Annotated in this window: 20 protein-coding genes and 1 tRNA gene; 10 read left to right on the top strand and 11 right to left on the bottom strand. The window is 63.1% G+C overall.

Features of this window, described 5'->3' with window-relative positions; genetic code table 11:
- Nucleotides 1–74: 74 nt before the first annotated feature.
- The 7 genes from NKJ90_RS01760 to NKJ90_RS01790 all read right to left on the bottom strand — a co-directional run bounded on the left by NKJ90_RS01760 (nucleotide 75) and on the right by NKJ90_RS01790 (nucleotide 7,269).
- Nucleotides 75–515 carry a hypothetical protein gene (locus tag NKJ90_RS01760; RefSeq protein WP_023760829.1) on the bottom strand — a complete coding sequence of 147 codons (441 nt, stop codon included), beginning with the start codon at nucleotides 513–515 and terminating at the stop codon, nucleotides 75–77.
- Nucleotides 512–1,600 carry an ABC transporter ATP-binding protein gene (locus tag NKJ90_RS01765; RefSeq protein WP_023760830.1) on the bottom strand — a complete coding sequence of 363 codons (1,089 nt, stop codon included), beginning with the start codon at nucleotides 1,598–1,600 and terminating at the stop codon, nucleotides 512–514. The genes NKJ90_RS01760 and NKJ90_RS01765 overlap by 4 nt, the downstream gene beginning before the upstream one ends.
- A gap of 1 nt (nucleotide 1,601) precedes the next feature.
- Nucleotides 1,602–2,540, bottom strand: coding sequence for a carbohydrate ABC transporter permease (locus NKJ90_RS01770; RefSeq protein ID WP_050589568.1), 939 nt, complete (start codon nucleotides 2,538–2,540; stop codon nucleotides 1,602–1,604).
- 3 nt (nucleotides 2,541–2,543) lie between these two features.
- Nucleotides 2,544–3,605, bottom strand: coding sequence for a carbohydrate ABC transporter permease (locus NKJ90_RS01775; RefSeq protein ID WP_031260686.1), 1,062 nt, complete (start codon nucleotides 3,603–3,605; stop codon nucleotides 2,544–2,546).
- Nucleotides 3,606–3,683: 78 nt separating this feature from the next.
- Nucleotides 3,684–5,117 carry an ABC transporter substrate-binding protein gene (locus NKJ90_RS01780; protein ID WP_023760833.1) on the bottom strand — a complete coding sequence of 478 codons (1,434 nt, stop codon included), beginning with the start codon at nucleotides 5,115–5,117 and terminating at the stop codon, nucleotides 3,684–3,686.
- Between the two features lie 47 nt (nucleotides 5,118–5,164).
- Nucleotides 5,165–6,271 (bottom strand): ABC transporter ATP-binding protein, encoded by a 1,107-nt coding sequence (locus tag NKJ90_RS01785; RefSeq protein ID WP_050589569.1) that lies wholly within the window; start codon nucleotides 6,269–6,271, stop codon nucleotides 5,165–5,167.
- Between the two features lie 302 nt (nucleotides 6,272–6,573).
- Complete coding sequence (locus tag NKJ90_RS01790; RefSeq protein ID WP_023760835.1) at nucleotides 6,574–7,269, bottom strand: TetR/AcrR family transcriptional regulator; 696 nt, start codon at nucleotides 7,267–7,269, stop codon at nucleotides 6,574–6,576.
- Nucleotides 7,270–7,352: 83 nt separating this feature from the next.
- Between NKJ90_RS01790 and NKJ90_RS01795 the strand changes: the two genes are divergently transcribed.
- Genes NKJ90_RS01795 through NKJ90_RS01805 form a run of 3 tightly spaced genes read left to right on the top strand, consistent with a single transcriptional unit; the run spans nucleotide 7,353 to nucleotide 9,845 of the window.
- A complete protein-coding gene (locus NKJ90_RS01795) occupies nucleotides 7,353–8,549 on the top strand; it encodes a Tm-1-like ATP-binding domain-containing protein (RefSeq protein ID WP_023760836.1) in 1,197 nt (398 codons plus the stop codon).
- Nucleotides 8,550–8,559: 10 nt separating this feature from the next.
- Nucleotides 8,560–9,432: a phosphoenolpyruvate hydrolase family protein gene (locus tag NKJ90_RS01800; protein ID WP_352485581.1), complete on the top strand. Its 873-nt coding sequence runs from the start codon at nucleotides 8,560–8,562 to the stop codon at nucleotides 9,430–9,432.
- A complete protein-coding gene (locus NKJ90_RS01805; protein ID WP_023760838.1) occupies nucleotides 9,429–9,845 on the top strand; it encodes a cupin domain-containing protein in 417 nt (138 codons plus the stop codon). Before NKJ90_RS01800 ends, NKJ90_RS01805 begins: the two co-directional genes overlap by 4 nt.
- Before the next feature lie 198 nt (nucleotides 9,846–10,043).
- Here NKJ90_RS01805 and NKJ90_RS01810 read toward each other — a convergent pair whose 3' ends face one another.
- A complete protein-coding gene (locus NKJ90_RS01810; RefSeq protein ID WP_023760839.1) occupies nucleotides 10,044–11,234 on the bottom strand; it encodes a M24 family metallopeptidase in 1,191 nt (396 codons plus the stop codon).
- A 374-nt stretch (nucleotides 11,235–11,608) separates the two neighbouring features.
- On the opposite strand from NKJ90_RS01810, the gene NKJ90_RS01815 reads away from it, so the two are divergent.
- The 6 genes from NKJ90_RS01815 (at nucleotide 11,609) to NKJ90_RS01840 (ending at nucleotide 17,619) form a co-directional block, all read left to right on the top strand.
- Nucleotides 11,609–13,219, top strand: a complete 1,611-nt coding sequence (locus NKJ90_RS01815) for an ABC transporter substrate-binding protein (protein WP_023760840.1) — start codon at nucleotides 11,609–11,611, stop codon at nucleotides 13,217–13,219.
- 282 nt (nucleotides 13,220–13,501) lie between these two features.
- Nucleotides 13,502–14,488: an ABC transporter permease gene (locus tag NKJ90_RS01820; protein ID WP_023760841.1), complete on the top strand. Its 987-nt coding sequence runs from the start codon at nucleotides 13,502–13,504 to the stop codon at nucleotides 14,486–14,488.
- Nucleotides 14,485–15,315 carry an ABC transporter permease gene (locus NKJ90_RS01825; protein WP_023760842.1) on the top strand — a complete coding sequence of 277 codons (831 nt, stop codon included), beginning with the start codon at nucleotides 14,485–14,487 and terminating at the stop codon, nucleotides 15,313–15,315. The genes NKJ90_RS01820 and NKJ90_RS01825 overlap by 4 nt, the downstream gene beginning before the upstream one ends.
- Nucleotides 15,312–16,331, top strand: coding sequence for an ABC transporter ATP-binding protein (locus NKJ90_RS01830; protein ID WP_031260688.1), 1,020 nt, complete (start codon nucleotides 15,312–15,314; stop codon nucleotides 16,329–16,331). Before NKJ90_RS01825 ends, NKJ90_RS01830 begins: the two co-directional genes overlap by 4 nt.
- On the top strand, nucleotides 16,328–17,116 hold the full coding sequence (locus tag NKJ90_RS01835) for an ABC transporter ATP-binding protein (RefSeq protein WP_023760844.1): 789 nt from the start codon (nucleotides 16,328–16,330) through the stop codon (nucleotides 17,114–17,116). Before NKJ90_RS01830 ends, NKJ90_RS01835 begins: the two co-directional genes overlap by 4 nt.
- Nucleotides 17,113–17,619: an L-2-amino-thiazoline-4-carboxylic acid hydrolase gene (locus tag NKJ90_RS01840; RefSeq protein ID WP_023760845.1), complete on the top strand. Its 507-nt coding sequence runs from the start codon at nucleotides 17,113–17,115 to the stop codon at nucleotides 17,617–17,619. The genes NKJ90_RS01835 and NKJ90_RS01840 overlap by 4 nt, the downstream gene beginning before the upstream one ends.
- A gap of 274 nt (nucleotides 17,620–17,893) precedes the next feature.
- Here NKJ90_RS01840 and NKJ90_RS01845 read toward each other — a convergent pair whose 3' ends face one another.
- On the bottom strand, nucleotides 17,894–18,505 hold the full coding sequence (locus tag NKJ90_RS01845) for an NAD(P)-dependent oxidoreductase (RefSeq protein WP_023760846.1): 612 nt from the start codon (nucleotides 18,503–18,505) through the stop codon (nucleotides 17,894–17,896).
- A gap of 35 nt (nucleotides 18,506–18,540) precedes the next feature.
- Nucleotides 18,541–19,179, bottom strand: a complete 639-nt coding sequence (locus NKJ90_RS01850) for a DsbA family protein (protein ID WP_023760847.1) — start codon at nucleotides 19,177–19,179, stop codon at nucleotides 18,541–18,543.
- 125 nt (nucleotides 19,180–19,304) lie between these two features.
- Between NKJ90_RS01850 and NKJ90_RS01855 the strand changes: the two genes are divergently transcribed.
- Complete coding sequence (locus NKJ90_RS01855; protein ID WP_023760848.1) at nucleotides 19,305–20,222, top strand: LysR family transcriptional regulator; 918 nt, start codon at nucleotides 19,305–19,307, stop codon at nucleotides 20,220–20,222.
- A 130-nt stretch (nucleotides 20,223–20,352) separates the two neighbouring features.
- On the opposite strand, the gene NKJ90_RS01860 is transcribed toward NKJ90_RS01855, so the two are convergent.
- Nucleotides 20,353–20,429 (bottom strand) — tRNA-Met (locus NKJ90_RS01860).
- Nucleotides 20,430–20,435 lie beyond the last annotated feature (6 nt).

Raw genomic sequence — 20,435 nt, forward strand, 5'->3', positions numbered from 1 at the left:
AGTTGAGAGGGCGACGCACACCGACCGGCGCGGACCGGCGCAAACGCGACCTGCCGGATAGCGTCAGCTGCTGATCATCTCGTAGTCTTGTTGAGAACCGTGACGATCGCCGCGAGAATCACTGTCGCGGCGGCAACTTCCCACACGAAAACCTGCTTGTAGAACGGCGGCGTGGCGAGCTGCGCCTTGCCGCCGATCGTATTGGGGTCCGGCGGCTTGAGGAAGAAGGCGCCGTAGAGATGGGCTACCGTCATCGAAACCAGCAGCACAATGCAGAAGATCATCGCCACCACCAGCGCAACCTTCACTACGCTGCGTGGCTTGACGCCTGGCTCGGCCAACGGCAGCAGGTTGTTGACGAGTCCGGCGAGCACCACGAGACCGCTGCCGACCGCGTACAGCCCGATAGAAAAAGGCTGGAAGATCAGCACCAGCGCCAGGACACCGAGGCCGATAATGAAGACCTCGAGGCGAAACGCGCCGGCGGGGCTGATGCCGGAAGAACTGTCGCTCATGACCGCACCGCCCTTCCGGCATCATCGAAGACGTGGGTTTGCCTGGGATCGGGGCGCAGGTTCAGAGCCTCGCCGATCTTGACCCGCTGGCTGCGTGGCACCACGACGCGGATGTCGCCGCCCATGGCCGTGCGGGCATGAATAAGGGTTTCGGCGCCCATGGGCTCGATGAGTTCGGCCTGGGCGGCGATGGTGCCGCGGTCTGCCGCGTCGGTTGCGGTGAAGGCACGGGGGCGGATGCCGATCGTTACCTTTCCGGGCCGCAGGTGCTCGACGGCCGCGTCGGTGGTGATCGCCAGGGTATTGCCGGCGACGGTCATGTCGGCCATGCCATCGGCGAACGTCTTGAGGTCGGCCTCCAGAAGATTCATCTGCGGCGTACCGATGAAGCTCGCCACAAAAACATTGGCGGGCTTGGCGAACACTTCGTGCGGTGAGCCCACTTGCTCGATCAGGCCGTCCCTCATGATGGCGATGCGGTCGGCCATGGTCAGGGCTTCGAGCTGGTCGTGGGTGACGATCACGGTCGCTTTGGATAGGCCTTGCAGCACCTCCTTGATCTGGCCACGCATGGTCTGGCGGAGCTCGACATCAAGACGCGACAACGGCTCATCGAAGAGGAAGCAATTGGGATCGCGGACGATGGCGCGGGCCATGGCGACGCGCTGCTTTTCACCTTCGGATATCTGGCTGGGCAGCCTGTCGAGGACTTGCTCCAGGTGCAGGATCGCCGCGACGCGGTTGACGCGGGCAGTGCGGGCAGCCGCGGAAATGCCGTCATGGTAGAGCGGGAAGGCGATGTTCTCTCCGACCGACGCCGACGGGTAGAGGGCGTAAAATTGGAACACCATTGCGATGTCGCGCTTTTCGGGCGGCAGGTTGTTCATCACCCTGCCGGCGAGGACGACCTCGCCGCCTGAGACGCTTTCGAGCCCGGCGATCACGCGCAGGGTAGTCGTCTTGCCACAGCCGGACGGGCCGAGAAGGCAGACGACCTCGCCGGCAGCCACCGACAGGTCGACGTCCCTGACCGCCGTGAAGGAGCCGAAGCGCTTGGTGACTTTACGGAGTTCGATGGTTGACATGTCAGCGCTTCACCGTGCCGAAGGTGACGCCGCGCAACAGATGGTCTTGCAGGAAGAAGGTGACCAGGAACACGGGAATGAGAAACAGGGTTTCAATGGCGGCAAGCAAGGTCCAATCGGTGCCGCGTCCGCCCGAAGACACGGCCTGGTTCATGGCAACCGGGACCGTCCGCGTGTCGGGTCCCGACAGCAACAGGGCGAACAGGAACTCGTTCCAGGTGAGGATCAGGCCAAACACAAACGTCGCGGCGAGGCCGGCGATGACCTGGGGAAGGGCAATCTTGAAGAACACCCGGATTCCAGAGGATCCGTCGATGCGGGCCGCATCCTCGACGTCGGGCGACAATTCGTCAAAGAAGCTTTTCATCATCCAGATGGTGAAGGCAAGATTGAAGGCGGTGTAGAGCATGATGATGCCGAAATATGAACCCGACAGGCCCACCACGCGGAACATCAGGATCACGGGAATGATCACCACGATCGCCGGCAGCATGCGCGTGGTCAGGATGATGAACAGGTAGGTGTCGTTGCCTTTCAGCGGATAGCGCGAGAAGCCGAAGGCCGCGAGGGTGCCGATGGCGAGGGCGAGCAGCACCGACACCGACGCGATGAAGATCGAATTGAAGAAGTAACGATCGAACCCCGTCGCTTCGGGGGCGCCGCCCGGGGTCATCGAGCGCGAGAACACGGACCCGAAATTTTCGAGCGTCGGCGTGAAGACAAAATGGTCTGGAATCAAACCGAACAGCGAGGTGGGCGATAGCGTCGGCGGGACGAGGAGCGCGTCGCCCTGCGGTTTGAAGGCGGTGAATATGATGAACAGCACCGGCAGAAAATAGATAAAGGCGACGACGGCCACGCCGAGCGTCCGCCCCCAGCCGGCTTTGTCCACACCGCTCGCCCTACGCAGGCCGAGCTTTCCCCATATCGATTCGGCCACAGGTCAGGCTCCCAGCGTGCGGCGGTTGGCGAGGTAAAGGTAGAGGTTGGTGAGAACAATCACCATGAAAAGCATCAGATAGGAGATCGCCGCGCCCTCGCTCGTCTTGTTCTGCTCGTTGGCGATGCGGATCAGGTGATAGGAAATCGTCAGCGTGTCGTTGCCCCCCTTGGTGAGCAGGATGACCAGATCCGCCAGCTTGAAGGCCTCGATCGTGCGGAACAGCAGGGCCAGCATAAGAAGGCCGCGGATGTAGGGGAAGGTGATCATCCAGAACTGCCGCCATCGCGACACACGGTCGATGGCGGCCGCCTCATAGAGGTATTTCGGCACCGATACGAGGCCCGCCAGGACAAGGAGCATGACGAAGGGCGACCACATCCACGCGTCGGCGAAAACGATTCCCGTCACCGCACCGACCTTGGTGCTCATCAGGATGAACTGGTCGCCGGCGATCGAATTGATGACGTAGCTGAGGATGCCGAAGGTCGGGTCGTAGTAGTAGGTGAAGAACACGCCGGAGGCGACAACCGAAAGCATCATCGGCGTCAGCACCAGGATCAACAGATACTTGCGCAGCGGGAATTGCTTGGAGAACAGGATGGCCAGCAAAAAGCCGACGATCATCTGCGCGGAGACGGTGAACACCACGAACATCGCGGTATTGATCAGCGCGCTCCAGGTCGCGTTGGCGGCGAGATCGTTGGTGAGAATCCGGGCGTAATTTCCGAGGCCGATAAATCGGATCGTCTGCTGGTTGGCCTGATAGGCGAAGAACGAAAGGCCCAGCGACCACAGCAGGGGGAAGATATTCATCACGAACAGAACGGCGATCGCCGGGGCAACCAGCAGGGCGCCGAAGTAGTGGCGCCGATACGCGTTGACGGTAAATGCGGCCGCGACCAACGTCGCCGTCACGCCCACCACCCAGAAGGATAGTGCCGCCGGCAAGACCGCGATCGATATGGCCGAGACGACGACGGCGACGGCGATGGCGAGTTTCCAGTTGTGAGCAACAACCGCGGTGAACAGTGGTGCCGGCAGGGAGTGTGAAGCAGCGGTCATGGGAGTCCGGAATGTGGAGCGTCTGACGTTACAGTGACGGGGAGCGGCTTTGCCGCTCCCCGCAGATTTGTTGGAGAGTTACTGGATCAGGCCGGCGTTCTTCAGGAGGTCCTCCTGGAACTTGGCGACATTATTCATGGTGGTCTTGGCGTCTTGCTTGCCGGTGATGGCAAGATCGTACTGGTCCTGCTGCTGGGTGAGCATCTCGAAGAACTGCGGCACGTGCCACATATCCTTCTGCCAGTCGAGCGAGTTTGCCCAGGCGCGGTTCCACGGACGGTAGGTCACGTATTTTGGATCGGTGTACACGGAGGTGATAGCCGACTGACCGCCAGCCGCGGCGAACTGGTGCTGGATCTCGGGCGAGAGCCACCACTTGACGAAGCCGACCGCTTCCTTGATCTGCGCGTCCGTTGTCCAGGTGGTCAGCACGAAAGGCTGTCCGCCGATCTGTGACGTACGATTGATCTTGCCGTCGGCGCCGCGCAGGCCCGGCGCCATTCCGAACACCAACTTGTCGGCAACCTTCGAGGTCTTGGGATCGAGCGAGGCTTCGCCGAGGCCGATCCAGTCGACGTTCATGGCGACCTTGCCCTCACGGAACAACTGGTCGGAGACGAAGATGTCCATGGTGCCAGTCTTGACCACCGGGGGCATCCACTTGAGCATGCTCATGAAATGGTCCATGCCCTCGATGGACTTCGCCGAGTTCACGACGCCTTCGGCATGTCCCGTCGGTGCCTTCGTTTCATCCCAGATGCCGCCGCCATGCTGCCAGACAAACGAGTGGACCGAGCTCGTCGAGAAGTCATAGCCTTTGCCGGCCTGATAGGCGATGCCGTAGAAATCGTCATCCAGCACCTGGCCGGCGAGCTTGTCGCCCTTCTTGCGCTGGAAGAATTCGCCAACATGCGCGAACGTGTTCCAGTCCATGTTGTCGAGTTCTTCGCCGGTGCAGGGCAGCTTCTCATTGTACTTCGCCTTGAAGGCGGCCTGCTCGCCTTCGTCGCAGATCACGTCCTTGCGGGCGTAGGTGACCAGCACGTCCGGGAACTGCGGGAAACCATAGTAGTTCGGCGTCGAGTTCGGATAGGTTGAATAGGCATTCACAATCGCCGGATGCATAGAGTCCATTGTGGCCTTCAGTTCCGGGTCGGCGTCGATCAGATCATTGATCTTGCGGAAATAGCCCCCCTCAATAAACGCTCCAAGCCACTGAGAATCCGACACAGCGAAATTGTACTTCTGTTCACCAGATGTAAGAGACGCATTGACACGGGTATAGAAATCCGGCCACGGAATGAAGTCGATATCAAGCGTCACCTTGTTGCCGGAAGCTGGCTTGTATTGCTCGTCGAAGAACTTCTTCATGATGCGCATTGGCGGCCAATCGGGACCGACCATCGTCAGTTTCACCTCGTCGGCAGAGGCATAGGTCACGCCCCCCACCAGTAGCGTGGCAGCGAAGCTGGCGGCTGTCGCTAGCCCTTTCACTTTCGTCATCGCGGTCATTCGGGTTTCCTCCCTTTGGTAAACCGGATTACTTCTCGCCGTTCGCGTCAGGTCATTGCCTGGCCGCTCGCGGCGTCGAAGACGTGGATTTTCCTGCTGTCGATGGCGATTGATGCCGAATCGCCAGTCCTGATGCTGGCGGCGGTCGCTTCCGGCAGCACCATGCGCAACATTTCGCCGCCCGCCTCGACCGAGACGATGGTGATGTCGCCGAGCGGCTCGAGCAGATGCACCTTCGAGGCGACCGCAGCTTCGCCCTTGGCGGCGAGCCGGATGTCGCTCGGGCGAATGCCGATCAGCACCGCCTCGCCGGCATTGGCGGTCTTGCATGGCGCCGCCGGAACCAGAGTGCCGAGCGGCGTGTCGAAAGATTTGGCGTCGGCCCGCACCGAAGCCTTGAACAGATTCATATGCGGCGAGCCGATCTTGCTGGCGACATAGGCATGGACGGGCCGCTCGTAGAGTTCGTCCGGCGTACCGATCTGGACGATGCTGCCGTCGCGCATCACCGCGATCTCCTCGCCCATCGACAGCGCCTCTAGCTCATCGGGCGTGGCATAGATCACGGTCATGCCGAACTGGCGGTGCAGCCGCTTCAGCTCGGCGCGCGTCTCGTGGCGAAGCTTGGCATCGAGGTTGGTGAGCGGCTCGTCAAGGAGGAGAATCTTCGGCCGGCGGATGAGCGAGCGGCCGAGCGCGACGCGCTGCTGCTCGCCGCCGGACAGGGTCGCCGGCTTGGCCCTCAGCCGGTGCGTCAGCTTGAGGATCTCGGCGGTCTCATTCACCCGCTTGTCGATCTCGCCGCGCGCGGTTTTTTCCTCGCGCAGCGGATAGGCGAAATTGTCGTAGACGTTGAGGTGCGGATAGAGCGCAAAGGACTGGAATACCATCGAGATGCCGCGGCCCATGATCGGCGCGCGGGTCACGTCCTTGCCGCCGATCTCGACAGTCCCGCTGTCGGGCGGCACCAGACCCGCAATCGTGCGCAACGTCGTCGTTTTGCCGACCGAACTCGGCCCGAAAAGGACGAAGAAGCGGCCTTCGTCGACGGCGAAGCTCAGGTCGTGGACGGCCCGCACGGATCCATAGGTCTTGCTAACCCTGTCGAGGCGGAGCGCAATGCCGTTGCCGGCACCAGGCGACGCCTGCGTCACGATGCGCCACCTCGTGCGGACGGAACACGCGCCATCCGTATGATCCTCCTCGCCCTGCCGAAATCGACTGCGGCTGTCATTCCTGATCCGCCCTTTCTTCTTCATCTGGTATTACCAATTCCCGACGCCCGTCAAGCGCTTTTCTTGAGCGTAGCCGCCAATCGGAATCTTCCATCTTCTCGCCTATCCCTATATTTTTCCTTCTTTTTCGTTTCAACAGGCTCGGAAAGCTTGTACCTACATTTGGATCCAACAGAAATATCGAATCGTCGGAAAATAAATCTGGTCGAACCAGATTTACGCTATCCCACCGACAAGACCTGTACTTTAATGCCGTCGCTGCCTTCCGACTCCGCGACCGCCGCACGCACCAGCGCGCCGGCCGCCCATTGCGCGACCGACATCGTCCGGCGACTGTCCAACCCCCAGATATCCTTGAGCACGATCAGCACCTCGACGCCGAAGATCAGCGACAGCGCCTGCGCCAGCCGCTTGAATTCGCGCGGCGGCAAACGGCCCTTGAGCGGTGCGATCGCCTGTTTCAGCAAGTCGATGCGGTGACCACGCGTGAAAGCCGGCTCGCCGTCCAGCGTGCCGGCCTGACGCCGCGCCCACTGATCGAGCGACAGCTTCAGCGCTGCCTTGAACGTCGCCTCGAAGGCCTCGATGCGCGGCATGGCCGTGTCGAACAGATCGGCGACCCGGCGCTCCGCATCCGCGGAGGTCGATTGCCAGGTGAGGATTGGCCCTAGCCCCTCGTCGACTACCGCTTGCACCAGTGCTGCCTGGCTCGGGAAATACCGGTAGGCGGTGGCACGGGAAACCTGTGCCGCCTCGGCGACTTCGCTGACCGAGGGCGTGACGCCCGCCTGCATCAGCCTCGTCGCCGTCTCCAGCATCAGTCGTTTCGTGCGCGCGCGCGGCCCGCGCTCTATCGCCTGGCCGTTTCCCGGCTCAGTGCTGTCGCTCGCTGTGGATTGTTGACGTGAGACATCCATATCAATACGATACGCGCGTCTCAAAAATTTGCAATGGCCTTCGCTTGCCGGAAGGTCGGGCAAGCAGCCGGCGGGGAAACGCGATGAAGCGCATCTATGTGGTGGGCACCGCCGACACCAAAGGTGAGGAACTCGCCTTCCTGGCCGATGCGATCGCCGCCACCGGTGCCGCGGTGTCCCGCGTCGATGTCGGAACACGCGAAGCAACAGTTCCCGTCGACATCACCGCAAAGGAAATTGCCGGCCATCATCCCGACGGCCGTGACGCCGTGCTCGGCGGCAATGACCGTGGCGCCGCGGTCGCCGCGATGGGCATCGCCTTTGCCCGCTTTGCCCAATCGCGAAACGATATCGCCGCCATGATCGGCATTGGCGGTGGCGGCGGCACCTCGATCATCACGTCGGGCATGCGTGCCCTGCCGCTCGGCCTGCCCAAAATCATGGTTTCGACGCTCGCCTCCGGCGATACCGCGCCTTACGTCGACGTTTCCGACATCATCATGATGCCTGCGGTGACCGACATGGCCGGACTGAACCGGCTGTCCCGCGTCATCCTGCACAATGCCGCCCAGGCGATATCGGGCATGGCGGCAACGCCGGCGCCACCGCCCGACGGCAAGCCGTCGATCGGCCTCACCATGTTCGGCGTCACCACGCCTTGCGTAACCGCGATCGCCGACCAACTCCGTTCGGCCTATGACTGCATGGTCTTCCACGCCACCGGCACTGGCGGCCGCAGCATGGAGAAGCTGGCCGACAGTGGCCTGCTGTCCGGCGTCATCGATATCACCACGACCGAGGTCTGCGATCTCTTGTTCGGCGGTGTTTTACCGGCGACGGAGGATCGTTTCGGAGCGATCGCCCGCACCAGGCTGCCTTATGTCGGTTCGGTCGGCGCGCTCGACATGGTGAACTTCTGGGCTCCTTCGACCATTCCGGAGCACTATCACGGTCGGCTGTTCTACGAACACAATCCTAACGTCACGCTGATGCGCACCACGGCGCAGGAATGCCGCGCGATCGGCGAATGGATCGGCGGCAGGCTCGCCCGCAGCGAGGGGCCGGTGCATTTCCTCATCCCTGAAAAGGGCGTCTCGGCGCTCGACATCGAAGGCGGGGCCTTCTTTGATCCGGAAGCCGACGCCGTGCTGTTCGAAGCCATCGAGCGCACCATCAAGCCAAATGGCACCCGGCGCGTGAAGCGCCTTCCACTCCACATTAACGACCCGGAATTCGCCGTGGCCGCGGTCGCAGCTTTTCTCGACATCGCCAGACAGTGAGATTCAAGACATGCCCGCCATACCGCGCAAGGACATACTGAAGAGATTCAGGGGAATGATCGACAAGGGCGTGCCGATCGTCGGCGGCGGCGCCGGCACCGGCCTGTCGGCCAAGGCCGAGGAGGCTGGCGGCATCGATCTCATCATCATCTACAATTCCGGCCGCTACCGGATGGCCGGCCGCGGCTCGGCCGCTGGCCTGCTCGCCTATGGCAATGCCAATGAGATCGTCAAGGAAATGGCCTACGAGGTTTTGCCTGTGGTCAAGAAGACGCCGGTGCTGGCCGGCGTCAACGGCACCGATCCCTTCGTCATCATGCCGCTGCTCTTGGCCGAGCTGAAGACCATGGGCTTTTCCGGCGTGCAGAACTTTCCCACCATCGGCCTGTTCGACGGCCAGATGCGGCAAAGCTTCGAGCAAACCGGCATGGGCTTCGGGCTCGAGGTCGACACGATCGCCGAGGCGCGCAAGCTCGATCTGTTGACCACGCCCTATGTCTTCAATCCCGACGAGGCCCGCGCCATGACAAAGGCCGGAGCCGACATCGTCGTCGCCCACATGGGCGTGACCACAGGCGGCTCGATCGGCGCCACATCGGCCAAGTCGCTTGATGATTGCGTGCTCGAGATCGACGCCATCGCCAACGCCGCGCGTTCGGTGCGCAAGGATGTCATCCTGCTTTGCCATGGCGGCCCGATCTCGATGCCGGACGACGCCCGCTACATCCTCGACCGCTGCAAGGGCCTGCACGGTTTCTATGGCGCAAGCTCGATGGAACGGCTGCCGGCGGAAGCCGCGATCGCAAGACAGACGGCGGATTTCAAGGCCGTGACGCTTGGCGGCGACGGGAATACGAAGAAAAAAGAAGGGGTGATGAGATGACCGACAAGAGCAAGATGTTTGTCTACCCGAAGGACGTCAGCGCCTTCGGCTTCGACTGGGGAAAATTGTCGTTGACGGTGGCGCCCGAGGTGAATGGCGCAACGCGCTTTTCCGGCGGCGTCGTCGACCTGCCGTCCGGCAAGGGCCACACGCGCCACAATCATCCGGGCGCCGAGGAAATCATCTTCGTCATATCAGGCCATGGTGAGCAGATGGTCGAGGACGAGAAGGGCAATCCGGTGGTCGAGAAAGTCAGCCCCGGCTGCACCATCTATGTGCCGGAAAGCCGCTTTCATTCGACGCTCAATACCGGTGACGGGCCGATGCAGCTTTTTGTCGTCTACTCGCCGGCCGGCCCGGAACTGGTTCTGCGCGAACTGCCGGATTTCAGGCTGATTCCGGCGGGGCAGTGATCTTTCTTCCGTTCCCGCGTTTGCTGGGAGGCCGCCCTCATCCGGCCGCTTCGCGGCCACCTTCTCCCCGAGGGGAGAAGAGACGAGCATCATCGCCGGCTCCCTCCTCTCCCCTCGGGGAGAGGTCGGATTGCCCCGAATTGCACTTCGCAATTCGGGTGGCAATCCGGGTGAGGGGGCAGCGCCCTTCAATAGCAGCTAGGCGGTCGCGCCCCTGTTCCACCCCCTGCCCCGATCCCCGAACATCACGTAACCAGCATCCGTCACCGCCAACGTGTCCTCCAGCTTGATGAAGCCGCGCGTCGGATGGAGCATCGTCGTCTCGACCGACAGCACCATGTTCTTCTCCAGCGGCTTGGACGCATAGGTGCCCTCATAGGTCACCGGGTGGTTGGTCATCACGAACGGCGCCTCATGCGTGATCAGGCCCATGCCATGGGCGAAGAAATCCGTGTAGGCCGCGACCTTCGAGGCCTTCAGGACGCCTTCGGCATGCGAAATCATGTCGCCGCCCAGCGTGCCCGCTCTGACCTTTGAGAAGGCCGCCTGCTGTACCGCCTCGACCTCGGCCAGCAGATCCTCGAGCTCGGCATCCGGTTCGCCCAGAATGCCCATGCGGCAGAGGTCGCCGATATAGCCGTGATAATTGCCGCCGGAATCGATCGACAGCACCTCGCCTTTGTTCCACGCTTGCGGCGAGGCGGCGCGATTGTGGCTGGAGCCCAGTGTCAGCAGGCAATATTCGAAATGCGCGCCGCGATTGGTCTCCTCGCGCCGCAGCTGCTCGATCATCTCGCTCTTGGTCGTGCCTTCGCGCGCCCACGCGATCGTCGCCAGCATGGAATCGGTGATCAGTTCGGAGGCCGTGCGCAGCTTCTCCAACTCGGCATCGGTCTTGATAGCGCGCATGCGCTCGAGCATGTCGGTCGCATCGATCAGCTTGGCGTCCGGCAGCGCCTTGCGGATCAGTGTATAGGCGTCCGACGGCAGGAAGCCCGGCTCGATGCCGATGCGAGCGCCGGCCTTACCGATCTTCTGCAGATGTTCGACAGCGAGGTTGGCGGCGTCGAGCGTGCCCCAGCAGGCGGCGTGCAATGTCGGCGTCCAGAACGGGTTGTTCTGGTGCTCGCCACTCTCCATGCGGTTGCCGATATAGGCGGCATGGTCCGGCCCGCCCTTTTCGTACACGACGATCGGCAGATAACGACTGTGGCCTATCGCGTCCATGGCGGCGAAGAAGATGAATTTGTAGCCGCCCAGCAGATACTGCGTGTTGTGCTTGGAGGTGGCGAGCAGCACATCAATGCCGGCCTCCTCCATCAGCCGGTCGACCCGCGCCTGGTCGAACGGGACAGTGCCGACGGCATTCTTGCCCGGAGCAATGTTCATCTCTCTCTCCCTGAATTGCCCGGGATCGCCGGCTGTTCCGCTCCCGATCCCATGGCCCTGCATCAAATCTGCACCATTCCGCCCACTCTGGTCCAGCCAGAAATGGCAAAAACAGCACCGTTCGATGTCACCGTACCACCATTGGTCGCATATCAGATCATTCTGGTCTTACCAGATGGAGCGAATTGAGCCCCTTCCACCAAACTGGTCCAGCGGATGAAAATTTCAAAGCCAAGCGAGGATGCGCCAATTCCGTCTCTGGCGAAACCCTCGGCAAGGCCCATAATCGCCGCCGCAAGGATGCCGGCGGACTTGCCGGGTCTGAGGGGTTGTTGGCGCACCCGGTCGGGTCGCGGAGAGGACGGAGTTCGATCATGTCAGATTTCACGATTTCGAGACGCACGATGCTTGCCGGTTCGGCAATGCTGCTGGCCTCCACCGCCATGCCGATATCAGGCTGGGCGCAGACACCGAAGAAGGGCGGCCGGCTGGTGCTTGCCGCCGATTCCGAGCCGCGCAACCTCAACCCGGCGATCGTCGCCTCCAACGGCGTCTTCTTCATCTCCAGCAAGATCGTCGAAACGCTGGCCGAGGCCTCCTTCGACGGCAAGGACGGGCTTGCTCCTCGGCTGGCGCTGAGCTGGGAAGGGTCTGCCGACGGGCTCTCGGCGACGTTCAAACTGCGCGACGGGGTCAAATGGCATGACGGCAAGCCGTTCACCTCGGCCGACGTCGCCTTCTCGGCGCTGCAGATCTGGAAGCCGCTGCAGAACCTCGGCCGTACCGTGTTCAAGGATCTGGCCAGCGTCGACACCCCGGACGATCTCACCGCCGTGTTCAAATTCGCCAAGCCGACACCGTTCCAGCTGATCCGCAACGCGCTGCCGGCGTTGAGCAGCGTTGTGCCGAAGCACATCTACGAGATCGGCAAGATCGAGGACAACCCGGCCAACAACGCGCCGATCGGCACCGGGCCGTTCAAATTCGGCGAGTACAAGGCCGGCCAGTACTATCGGTTGACGAAGAACACCGATTACTGGGGCAAGGATGAGCCCTATCTCGACGAGATCATCTATCAGGTGCTGCCGGATCGCACATCCGCGGCGAGCGCGCTCGAGGCTGGAGAGATCCAGCTCGCAGCGTTTTCCGCCGTGCCGCTGGCCGATCTCGACCGCATCTCCAAGGTGCCGGGCCTGAAGGTGATCTCCAAGGGCTATGAGGGGCTCACCTATCAGCTCGTCGTCGAGATCAACCATCGCCGCAAGGAATTGGCCGACGTGAAAGTACGGCAGGCGATCGCGCATGCCATCGACAAGGATTTCGTCGTCAAGACGGTGTTCCTCGGCTATGCCGCCGCCGCCACCGGCCCGGTGCCGAAGAACGATCCGCAGTTCTACACCGCCGACGTGCCCACCTATGCCTTCGACGTCGCCAAGGCCAACGCGCTGCTCGACGAGGCCGGCTACAAGAAAGGCGCCGACGGCAACCGCTTCTCGCTGAAGCTTTTGCCCGCGCCCTATTTCAACGAGACCAAGCAGTTCGGCGACTATCTGCGCCAGGCGCTCGCCGCCATCGGCATCGACGCGGAGCTGGTCAACAACGACTTGGCCGCCCACATCAAGGCCGTCTACACCGATCATGCCTTCGACCTCGCCGTCGGCCCGCCGGTGTTCCGTGGCGACCCGGCGATCTCCACGACCATCCTGGTGCAGAGCGGTATTCCCGATGGCGTGCCGTTCTCCAACCAGGGCGGCTACAAGAACGACGCGCTCGATGCCCTCATCGCCAAGGCATCCGAGACGCTCGACACCACTGCCCGCACCGACCTCTACAAGGAGTTCCAGAAAGAGGTGGCCGCCGACCTGCCGCTGATCAACGTCGCCGAATGGAGTTTTATCAGCGTCGCCCGCGACACCGTTGGGAATATTGCCAACAACCCGCGTTGGGCGGTGTCGAACTGGGCGGACACTTATCTGGAATCGTGACACATTTGCGCGGATGAGAGTTCGCGAGGAAATCGGTGTCGAGACATGGCCTAAGGCCGCGTTCCTTCACACCCCCCTCTGTCCTGCCGGACATCTCCCCCGCAAGGGGGGAGATCAGCAGCGTCACCAACCGCACCCCCCTTTCCGCGTCACCGCATCGGAGATTGGCGGAAGCAGCAACGACATCCAATCTCCCCCCTTGCGGGGGAGATGTCCGGCAGGACAGAGGGGGGTGCCCAGACACCACACCTCTAACGGCCAGGCCGGCGTTAAGTCTTTACCATGAACCGCGCCCTCACCCTCCTCCGCCGTCGCCTTATCGGCAGCATCTTCGTGCTGCTGATCGTCGTCGTCGGCACCTTCCTGCTGCTCGAAGCAGCCCCCGGCGACGCGGTCGATGCCTATATCGTGTCGACCGGCGGCGACGCCGGCATGATCGAGCTGTTGCGCCATCGCTGGGGCCTCGACCAGTCGGAGCTGACGCGGCTCGCCAACTATCTCTGGGCGCTGCTGCATCTCGATCTCGGCCAGTCGGTGACGTTCTCCCGACCGATCCGCGACGTGATCCTGGAGCGCCTGCCCAACACCTTGCTGCTGATGGTCAGCGCCACCGCACTTTCCTTCGGGCTGGGCTCGGCACTCGGCATCTATGCCGGCGCGAGGCCAGGCAGTTTCCGCGATCGCTTCCTGTCGATCGGCTCGCTGGCGCTCTATGCCGTACCGGGTTTCTGGCTCGGCCTGGTGCTGAGTGTCGTCTTTGCCGTCGACCTGCGCTGGCTGCCGATCGGCGGCATCGAAACCCTGGCCTCGGACAAGACGGGGCTCGACCGTGCAGCCGACATCGCTATCCATCTCGTCTTGCCGGTTTCTGCCCTCGGCTTCATCTATCTGGCGCTTTATCTGCGTATGATGCGCGCCGGCATGGCCGAGGTCTGGCGGCAGGATTTCGTCTTGGCCGCCCGCGCCAAGGGGCTATCCCGCCGGCGCATCGTTCTCGCCCACGTCGCCCGCAACGCACTACTGCCGCTGGTCACTATGCTCGGCCTGCAATCGGCGCAGATGCTCGGCGGCAGCGTCGTCATCGAGAGCGTCTTTTCCGTGCCCGGCCTCGGCCGGCTGGCGCAAGAGGCGGTCGCCTCCCGCGACACGCCGCTTCTGCTCGGCATTATCCTCACCAGCGCCGTCCTGGTCATCGTCATCAACCTCCTCGTCGACATCGCCTATGCCTTCCTCGATCCGCGCGTCGGCGCGAGCGAGGCCCGCGCATGAGCCCGCTCCGCCGCTTTCTGCGCGCGCCTGAGGCGGTTGCTGGTGCGATCCTCCTCGCGGCGCTGATTGCTATGGCGCTGTCGGCGTCGCTGCTGTTCCCTGGCGATCCGCAGGCCATCGCCGGCCCGGCGCTGCTGCCGCCGTTCCAGGACTGGTCGTTGCCGCTCGGCACCGACCGGCTCGGCCGCAACGTGCTGGCCGAGCTCTTTCACGGCGCCCGCACATCGCTGGCCGTCGGGCTCGCTGCAGCGGCGGCCGCACTTGTCGTCGGCGCGGTGATCGGCACGCTGGCCGGCTTTGCCGGCGGCCTCGTCGACGAGGTGCTGATGCGCATCACCGACGCCTTCCAGACCGTGCCGAGTTTCCTGCTGGCGCTGGCCTTCGTCAGCGTCGTCGGGCCTTCCCTCGGCGTCGTCGTGATTGCCATCGCGCTCGGCACCTGGACCGGACCGTCCAGAGTTGCCCGCGCGGAAGTCCTCTCCATTCGTGAACGCGACTACGTCGCCGGAGCGAGGGTAATCGGCATGCACCCTATGGCGATCGCCTTTCGCGAGGTGTTGCCCAATGCCTTGCCTCCGGTGCTGGCGATGTCGTCGGTGATCGTCGCCGCCGCCATCCTCACCGAAGCGGCCTTGTCCTTCCTCGGTCTCGGCGACCCCAACCGGGTCACCTGGGGCGGCATGATATCGGAAGGCCGCACTGTTTTGCGCACCGCGCCCTTCCTGTCGATCGTCCCAGGCATAGCATTGGTTCTGACCGTGCTCGGCGTCTATCTCGCCGGTGAAGGCATCGTCGAGACGACAGCAGTCAGGAGAGGCCTTTCGTGACCGCCCTGGCTACGGTCCGCGACCTCACGGTGACCTACCGCCGAGACGGCAGCGAGGTGGCGGCGCTGAAGAGTATCAGCCTCGACATCGCCGCTGGCGAACGCCTCGCCATCATCGGCGAAAGCGGCTCCGGCAAGAGCACGCTGGCGCTGGCCATTGCGGGGCTGTTGCCGGCAAGCGCCAGTATTGGAGGCCGCATCGATTGGTTTTTGCCATCGTCGCAATCCGCTGGTGCCAAGGCACCCCCCTCTGTCCTGCCGGACATCTCCCCCTCAAGGGGGGAGATTGGCAGTTCCACTGTCGGTTCCTCCCCTACTGCCAGCGTAGTTGGCGAAAGCAGAGATAAGGGCACAATCTCCCCCCTTGAGGGGGAGATGTCCGGCAGGACAGAGGGGGGCCTCGTAGAGCGCGAAGTCCGAAAGTCTCCCTTCAAACAGAGCTACATACCCCTCCCCGGTCGCGACATCGGCTTCGTCTTCCAGGACCCCTCCGCCAGCCTCGACCCTGTTATGACCATCGGCAAACAAATCGCCGAAGTCGCGCGCACCCATCTCGGCCTCACATGGCTACAGGCCTACGCGAAGGCAAGACACCTGCTCGAACGCGTCCGCCTGCCGGACCCGGACTCAGCCTTGCAAGCCTTCCCGCATCAGCTTTCGGGTGGCCAGAAGCAGCGTGTCGCGATCGCCGCCGCCATTGCGGCCGGACCGAAATTGCTGATCGCCGACGAGGCGACCAGCGCGCTCGACACCATCGTACAGGCGGAGATCGTCGCTTTGATCCGGCGCCTGGTGGCCGAGGACGGCATGACGCTGCTGTTCATCAGCCATGACATCGCGCTCGCGGCCGAGCTTGCGGAGCGCATCGCCGTTTTCCGGCATGGCCGGTTGGTCGAGCTTGGCACGACGGCGCAGATTATCAATGCACCTAGCCAAGCCTACACGCGCGCGCTGCTCGACGCCCATATCGGGCTCGACGCCAAGCCATTGCTGAACCGAGCCGAGCTCCAGACATGAGCCTGCTGACGGTGTCCAACCTCACCAAACGCTACCGTCGCGACAAAAAGGCCATCGCTGCCATCGACGATGTCTCCTTTCACATCGACCCCGGCGAGACGCTGGCGCTGGCCGGGCCTTCCGGCAGCGGCAAGTCGACCATCGCGCGGCTGGTGCTGCGGCTGATCGAGCCGGACGCTGGCCGCATCGACTTCGAAGGCAATGATTTCCTGGCTTTGAGCGGGGCTGCGCTGAGAGCGCGTCGCGCACGCCTGCAGATGGTATTCCAGGATCCGCTGGCAGCCTTCAACCCGCGCGCCACGGTGGCGCGTGTGCTCGATGATCCCTTGCGCATCCACGGCATCGCCTCACGCTCCGAACGCCCGCGCCGCGTTGCCGAATTGCTGGAGCGTGTCGGGCTGACCGCCGACCTCGCCACACGCGCCATCCATGAGATCTCCGGTGGCCAACGGCAGCGCGTAGCCATTGCGCGCGCGATCGCGACGAAGCCGTCGCTGATCGTGCTCGACGAGGCGGTCTCGGCGCTCGACGTTTCGGTGCGCGGACAGATCCTCGATCTTTTGCTGGACCTGCAACGGCAGGAACGGATTGCCTATCTCTTCATTTCACATGATCTCGGCGTCATCAGAGCGATCGCCCACCGCGTCGTCCTTCTCGACGCCGGCCAGGTTGCCGAGAGCGGCGATGCCCGAACCGTCATCGACGCGCCGCAATCGGCCATCGGCAAGGCGCTGGTGGCCGCGGTGCCAAGACTCAACCGTATCATTCGACAGGACCCGACATGACCGATCCCGAAGCCAGAGCCGAGAAACTGTCGCGCGAACTCGATTCCGCTTTTCGCAACCGAGCCGATCTCTACCGGCTGTTGCTCGAGGAACTGAGTGGAGAACTGGGCGCCGACAAAGCCGAAGCGATCATGATCCGCGCCATCGAACAACGCGGCAAGGAAGTGGCGGCAGCCGCCTTCGCCGGCTTCGGCCCCAATGACGCGCGCGCGATCGGCGAAGCCTTCCTGGCCGTCAGTCCAGACGGCGGCCGCATGTATCCGACCGATGTCGAACGCAGCGACGACCGCATCGCCTTCAAGGTGAAACGCTGCCCGCTGAAGGATGCCTGGGTCGAAGCCGGAGTTGGTGACCAAAGGCTTGCCACGCTCTGTCGCATAGCCGGCGCCTTCGACCGCGGCCTGTTCGAGGCGACCGGCGTTCGTTTTGACAATGTCACCTGGACACCGGGCCACGGCTCCGGCTGCTGTCATATCGCGCTGACAGACAGGGATGCCGGATAGCTCAGTAGGCCCGCTACACCGACAGCCGGCCGGCTTCGATTTCGACGACGGCCAAGCCGGCCAAGGAGGTCGATCCGTCCTATCAGGAATGACTGCGCAAGCGCGAACCCGACCTGATCAGTGGGGAACGCGCTTTGTCGAACGCCGCCGCGAGGAACCGAGATAGGACGGTCTTGTCATACGGAAAGTTACCGGCGCGTCGGGGTGCGCGAAGCGCTGACGCGGCTGGCGTCGGCCAGCCTCGACTGAGACTCGGCCGCCGCTACCCGTTCGATCAATAGCCGACGGTGAAGCGCTGCCTGATATGGGCCGGCTTCTCGATCTCGTCGACCACGGCGATGGCATAGTCCTCGAACGAAATACTGCTGCCCTTGTCGGAGGCGAGAAGCGTGTCCTTGCCGAGGCGGAATGTGCCGGTACGCTCGCCCGGGACAAACATGGCGGACGGGGACAGGAACGTCCAATCGAGGTCGCCGACCGTCTTCAATCTGTCCAAGAAGTCGGCGCCCTTCTGCGCTTCGGCCTTGTAGATCGCCGGGAATTCGGGGGTATCGACCAGCCGCTTGCCGGGCGCGACTTCGAGACTGCCGGCGCCGCCGACGATGAGATAGCGCTTCACTCCGGAGGCACGCACCGCCGCAATCAGCGTGTCGGCATCACTGTCGAGAAAATGCACCGAACTGATCACCACATCATGGCCGCGGATCAGGTCAGCGAGACCTTCCTTATCGAAGACATCGCCCTTCCTGGCGATCACGCCTGGGAGTGCGGCGATCTTTTCCGGGTTGCGCGCAATACCGGTGACGGTGTGGCCGCGATCGGAGAGTTCTTTGAGAAGGAGCGAACCGACTGCGCCGGATGCACCAATGAGAGCGACTTTTGCCATGTCTTTTCAGTTTCCTTGTTGAGGTTTTCTGGGGATCAGGCCGCCGCGATATGGGCGACGAGATTGTCGAAGCTGCCGAACAGTGCGTTCGAACCGATGAGCCGGGGCGCATCGTTGCGGATGACCACGAGGGAAGGCACGCCATCGGCATGCAGGCGCTGGAACAGCGAGCGGCCTCGGCCGACCAGCTCGCGGTGGGCCGTCAGCAATGTTTCGGTCGGCGCCTTGAGCATCTCAGCGGCGTCCGCCATTCCGGCGGCGGCGAGCACTTCGGCCACACCGCTGGTCGTCACGACATCGCTGCCGTCGACATAGCGCGCCCGCTGGATCGTCTTCAGCGCGGCAAGCCGGCGGCTGGGATTCTCCAGGCCGGCGGCGCTGATGCCGAGCGCGGCGGCATGAGAGTCCAGCAGCGTGCCGCTGATATCGAGGACATTGTGCCGATAGGCCTGCGTGAACGATTGCCCGGTCAGGCGCTCGATGCGCTGGTCGTTCGCCCAGGCATGGGCGGCAAAACCTTCATCCATCGGACGCGCGCCGGCGCCAGAGAACAGGCCGGTCGGCAGCAGCTCGACGCGCACGCCGCTGGCAGACAATCTGTCCAGCATCGGGGTGGCGCCATAGCACCAACCGCAAAGCGGATCGAACAGATAGGTCACTTCTGAATTGCTCATGATCGCCATCCTCGGTCCGGCTGCGGGCGAATGCCCCTTGGCTCACATGTGGCAGACGAAGGTCTTGCGAAAAATAGCGCTCAATAATACAAACTGTCTGATCCAATCATACAAAGACTGCCGCCTTGGCCGAACTTCTGAACCTCAATCGGCTCGCCTACTTCACCACGGTGATGGAAACCGGTTCGTTCACCGCGGCGGCCAACCGACTTGGCGTCGCCAAGGCCGTGGTCAGCCACCAGATCGGCAAGCTCGAGGAGGAATTGGGCGCAACGCTGCTGCAGCGCACGACACGGCGTGTCACGCCGACCGAAGAAGGCCGCCTGTTCTATGACCGCGCGATGATTATCCTGAGGGAAGCAGAGGCGGCCTATGGCGAAATCTCGCAAGGGGCGATCGAACCGAGCGGAACGCTGAGGCTGACCGCGCCGCTCGACTACGGCGCCAAAATGGTGGCCCCGGTCATGGCGGCCTATCTCAGGGCCTTTCCGCATATGCGCGTCGATGCGATCTTCGACGACGCGGTGAGCAATCTGGTGGACGAGCAGATCGATCTCGGCATTCGCGTCGGCTGGCTTGCCGATTCCTCGAACCAGGCGCGGCGACTGGGCACAATACGGCAGACCGTGGTGGCAAGCCCTGGTTTCGCAGCGCGCATGCCGCCCGATGTGACGCCGCGCCAGTCAAGATCGCTGGCCTGGGTCGGCAACGCCCAGTTGCGCGGCATCGGCCAATGGCTGTTTTCCAGGGATGCTGAAACGGTGCTGACCGAACTCAATCCGATCATCATGTGCGACAAGAGCCCCGCTGCCCTGGCTTGCGTGCTGGCCGGCATCGGGCTTGGCATATTTCCGGATTACAGCGTCAACGACGATATCGCCGAGGGGCGGCTGGTGCCGGTGTTTGCCGACTGGAGCTTACCGACAGGCGGCATCCACGCCGTCTTTCCACCGGCCCGGTTCCGGCCCGCCAAGGTGCGCGCCTTCGTCGATCTTCTCGCGGCGGCCGAGAGAAAGCGATCACGCGGCGTCGCCATGGCGTGAGGCCTTTAGTGGCCTCTTGCAGGATATTCAGGGGAGCACGTCAACGGGCTTTTGATGTCGAGGTGCCATGGCCTGCGCGGCTTCAAAACGCAAACGGCCCGCGTTGAGCGGGCCGTTTGCGTTTGAAGTTTGGTTGCGGGGACAGGATTTGAACCTGTGACCTTCAGGTTATGAGCCTGACGAGCTACCGGGCTGCTCCACCCCGCGTCGAGG

This window comes from Mesorhizobium sp. M0051 (assembly GCF_040323235.1).
Lineage (GTDB): Bacteria > Pseudomonadota > Alphaproteobacteria > Rhizobiales > Rhizobiaceae > Mesorhizobium.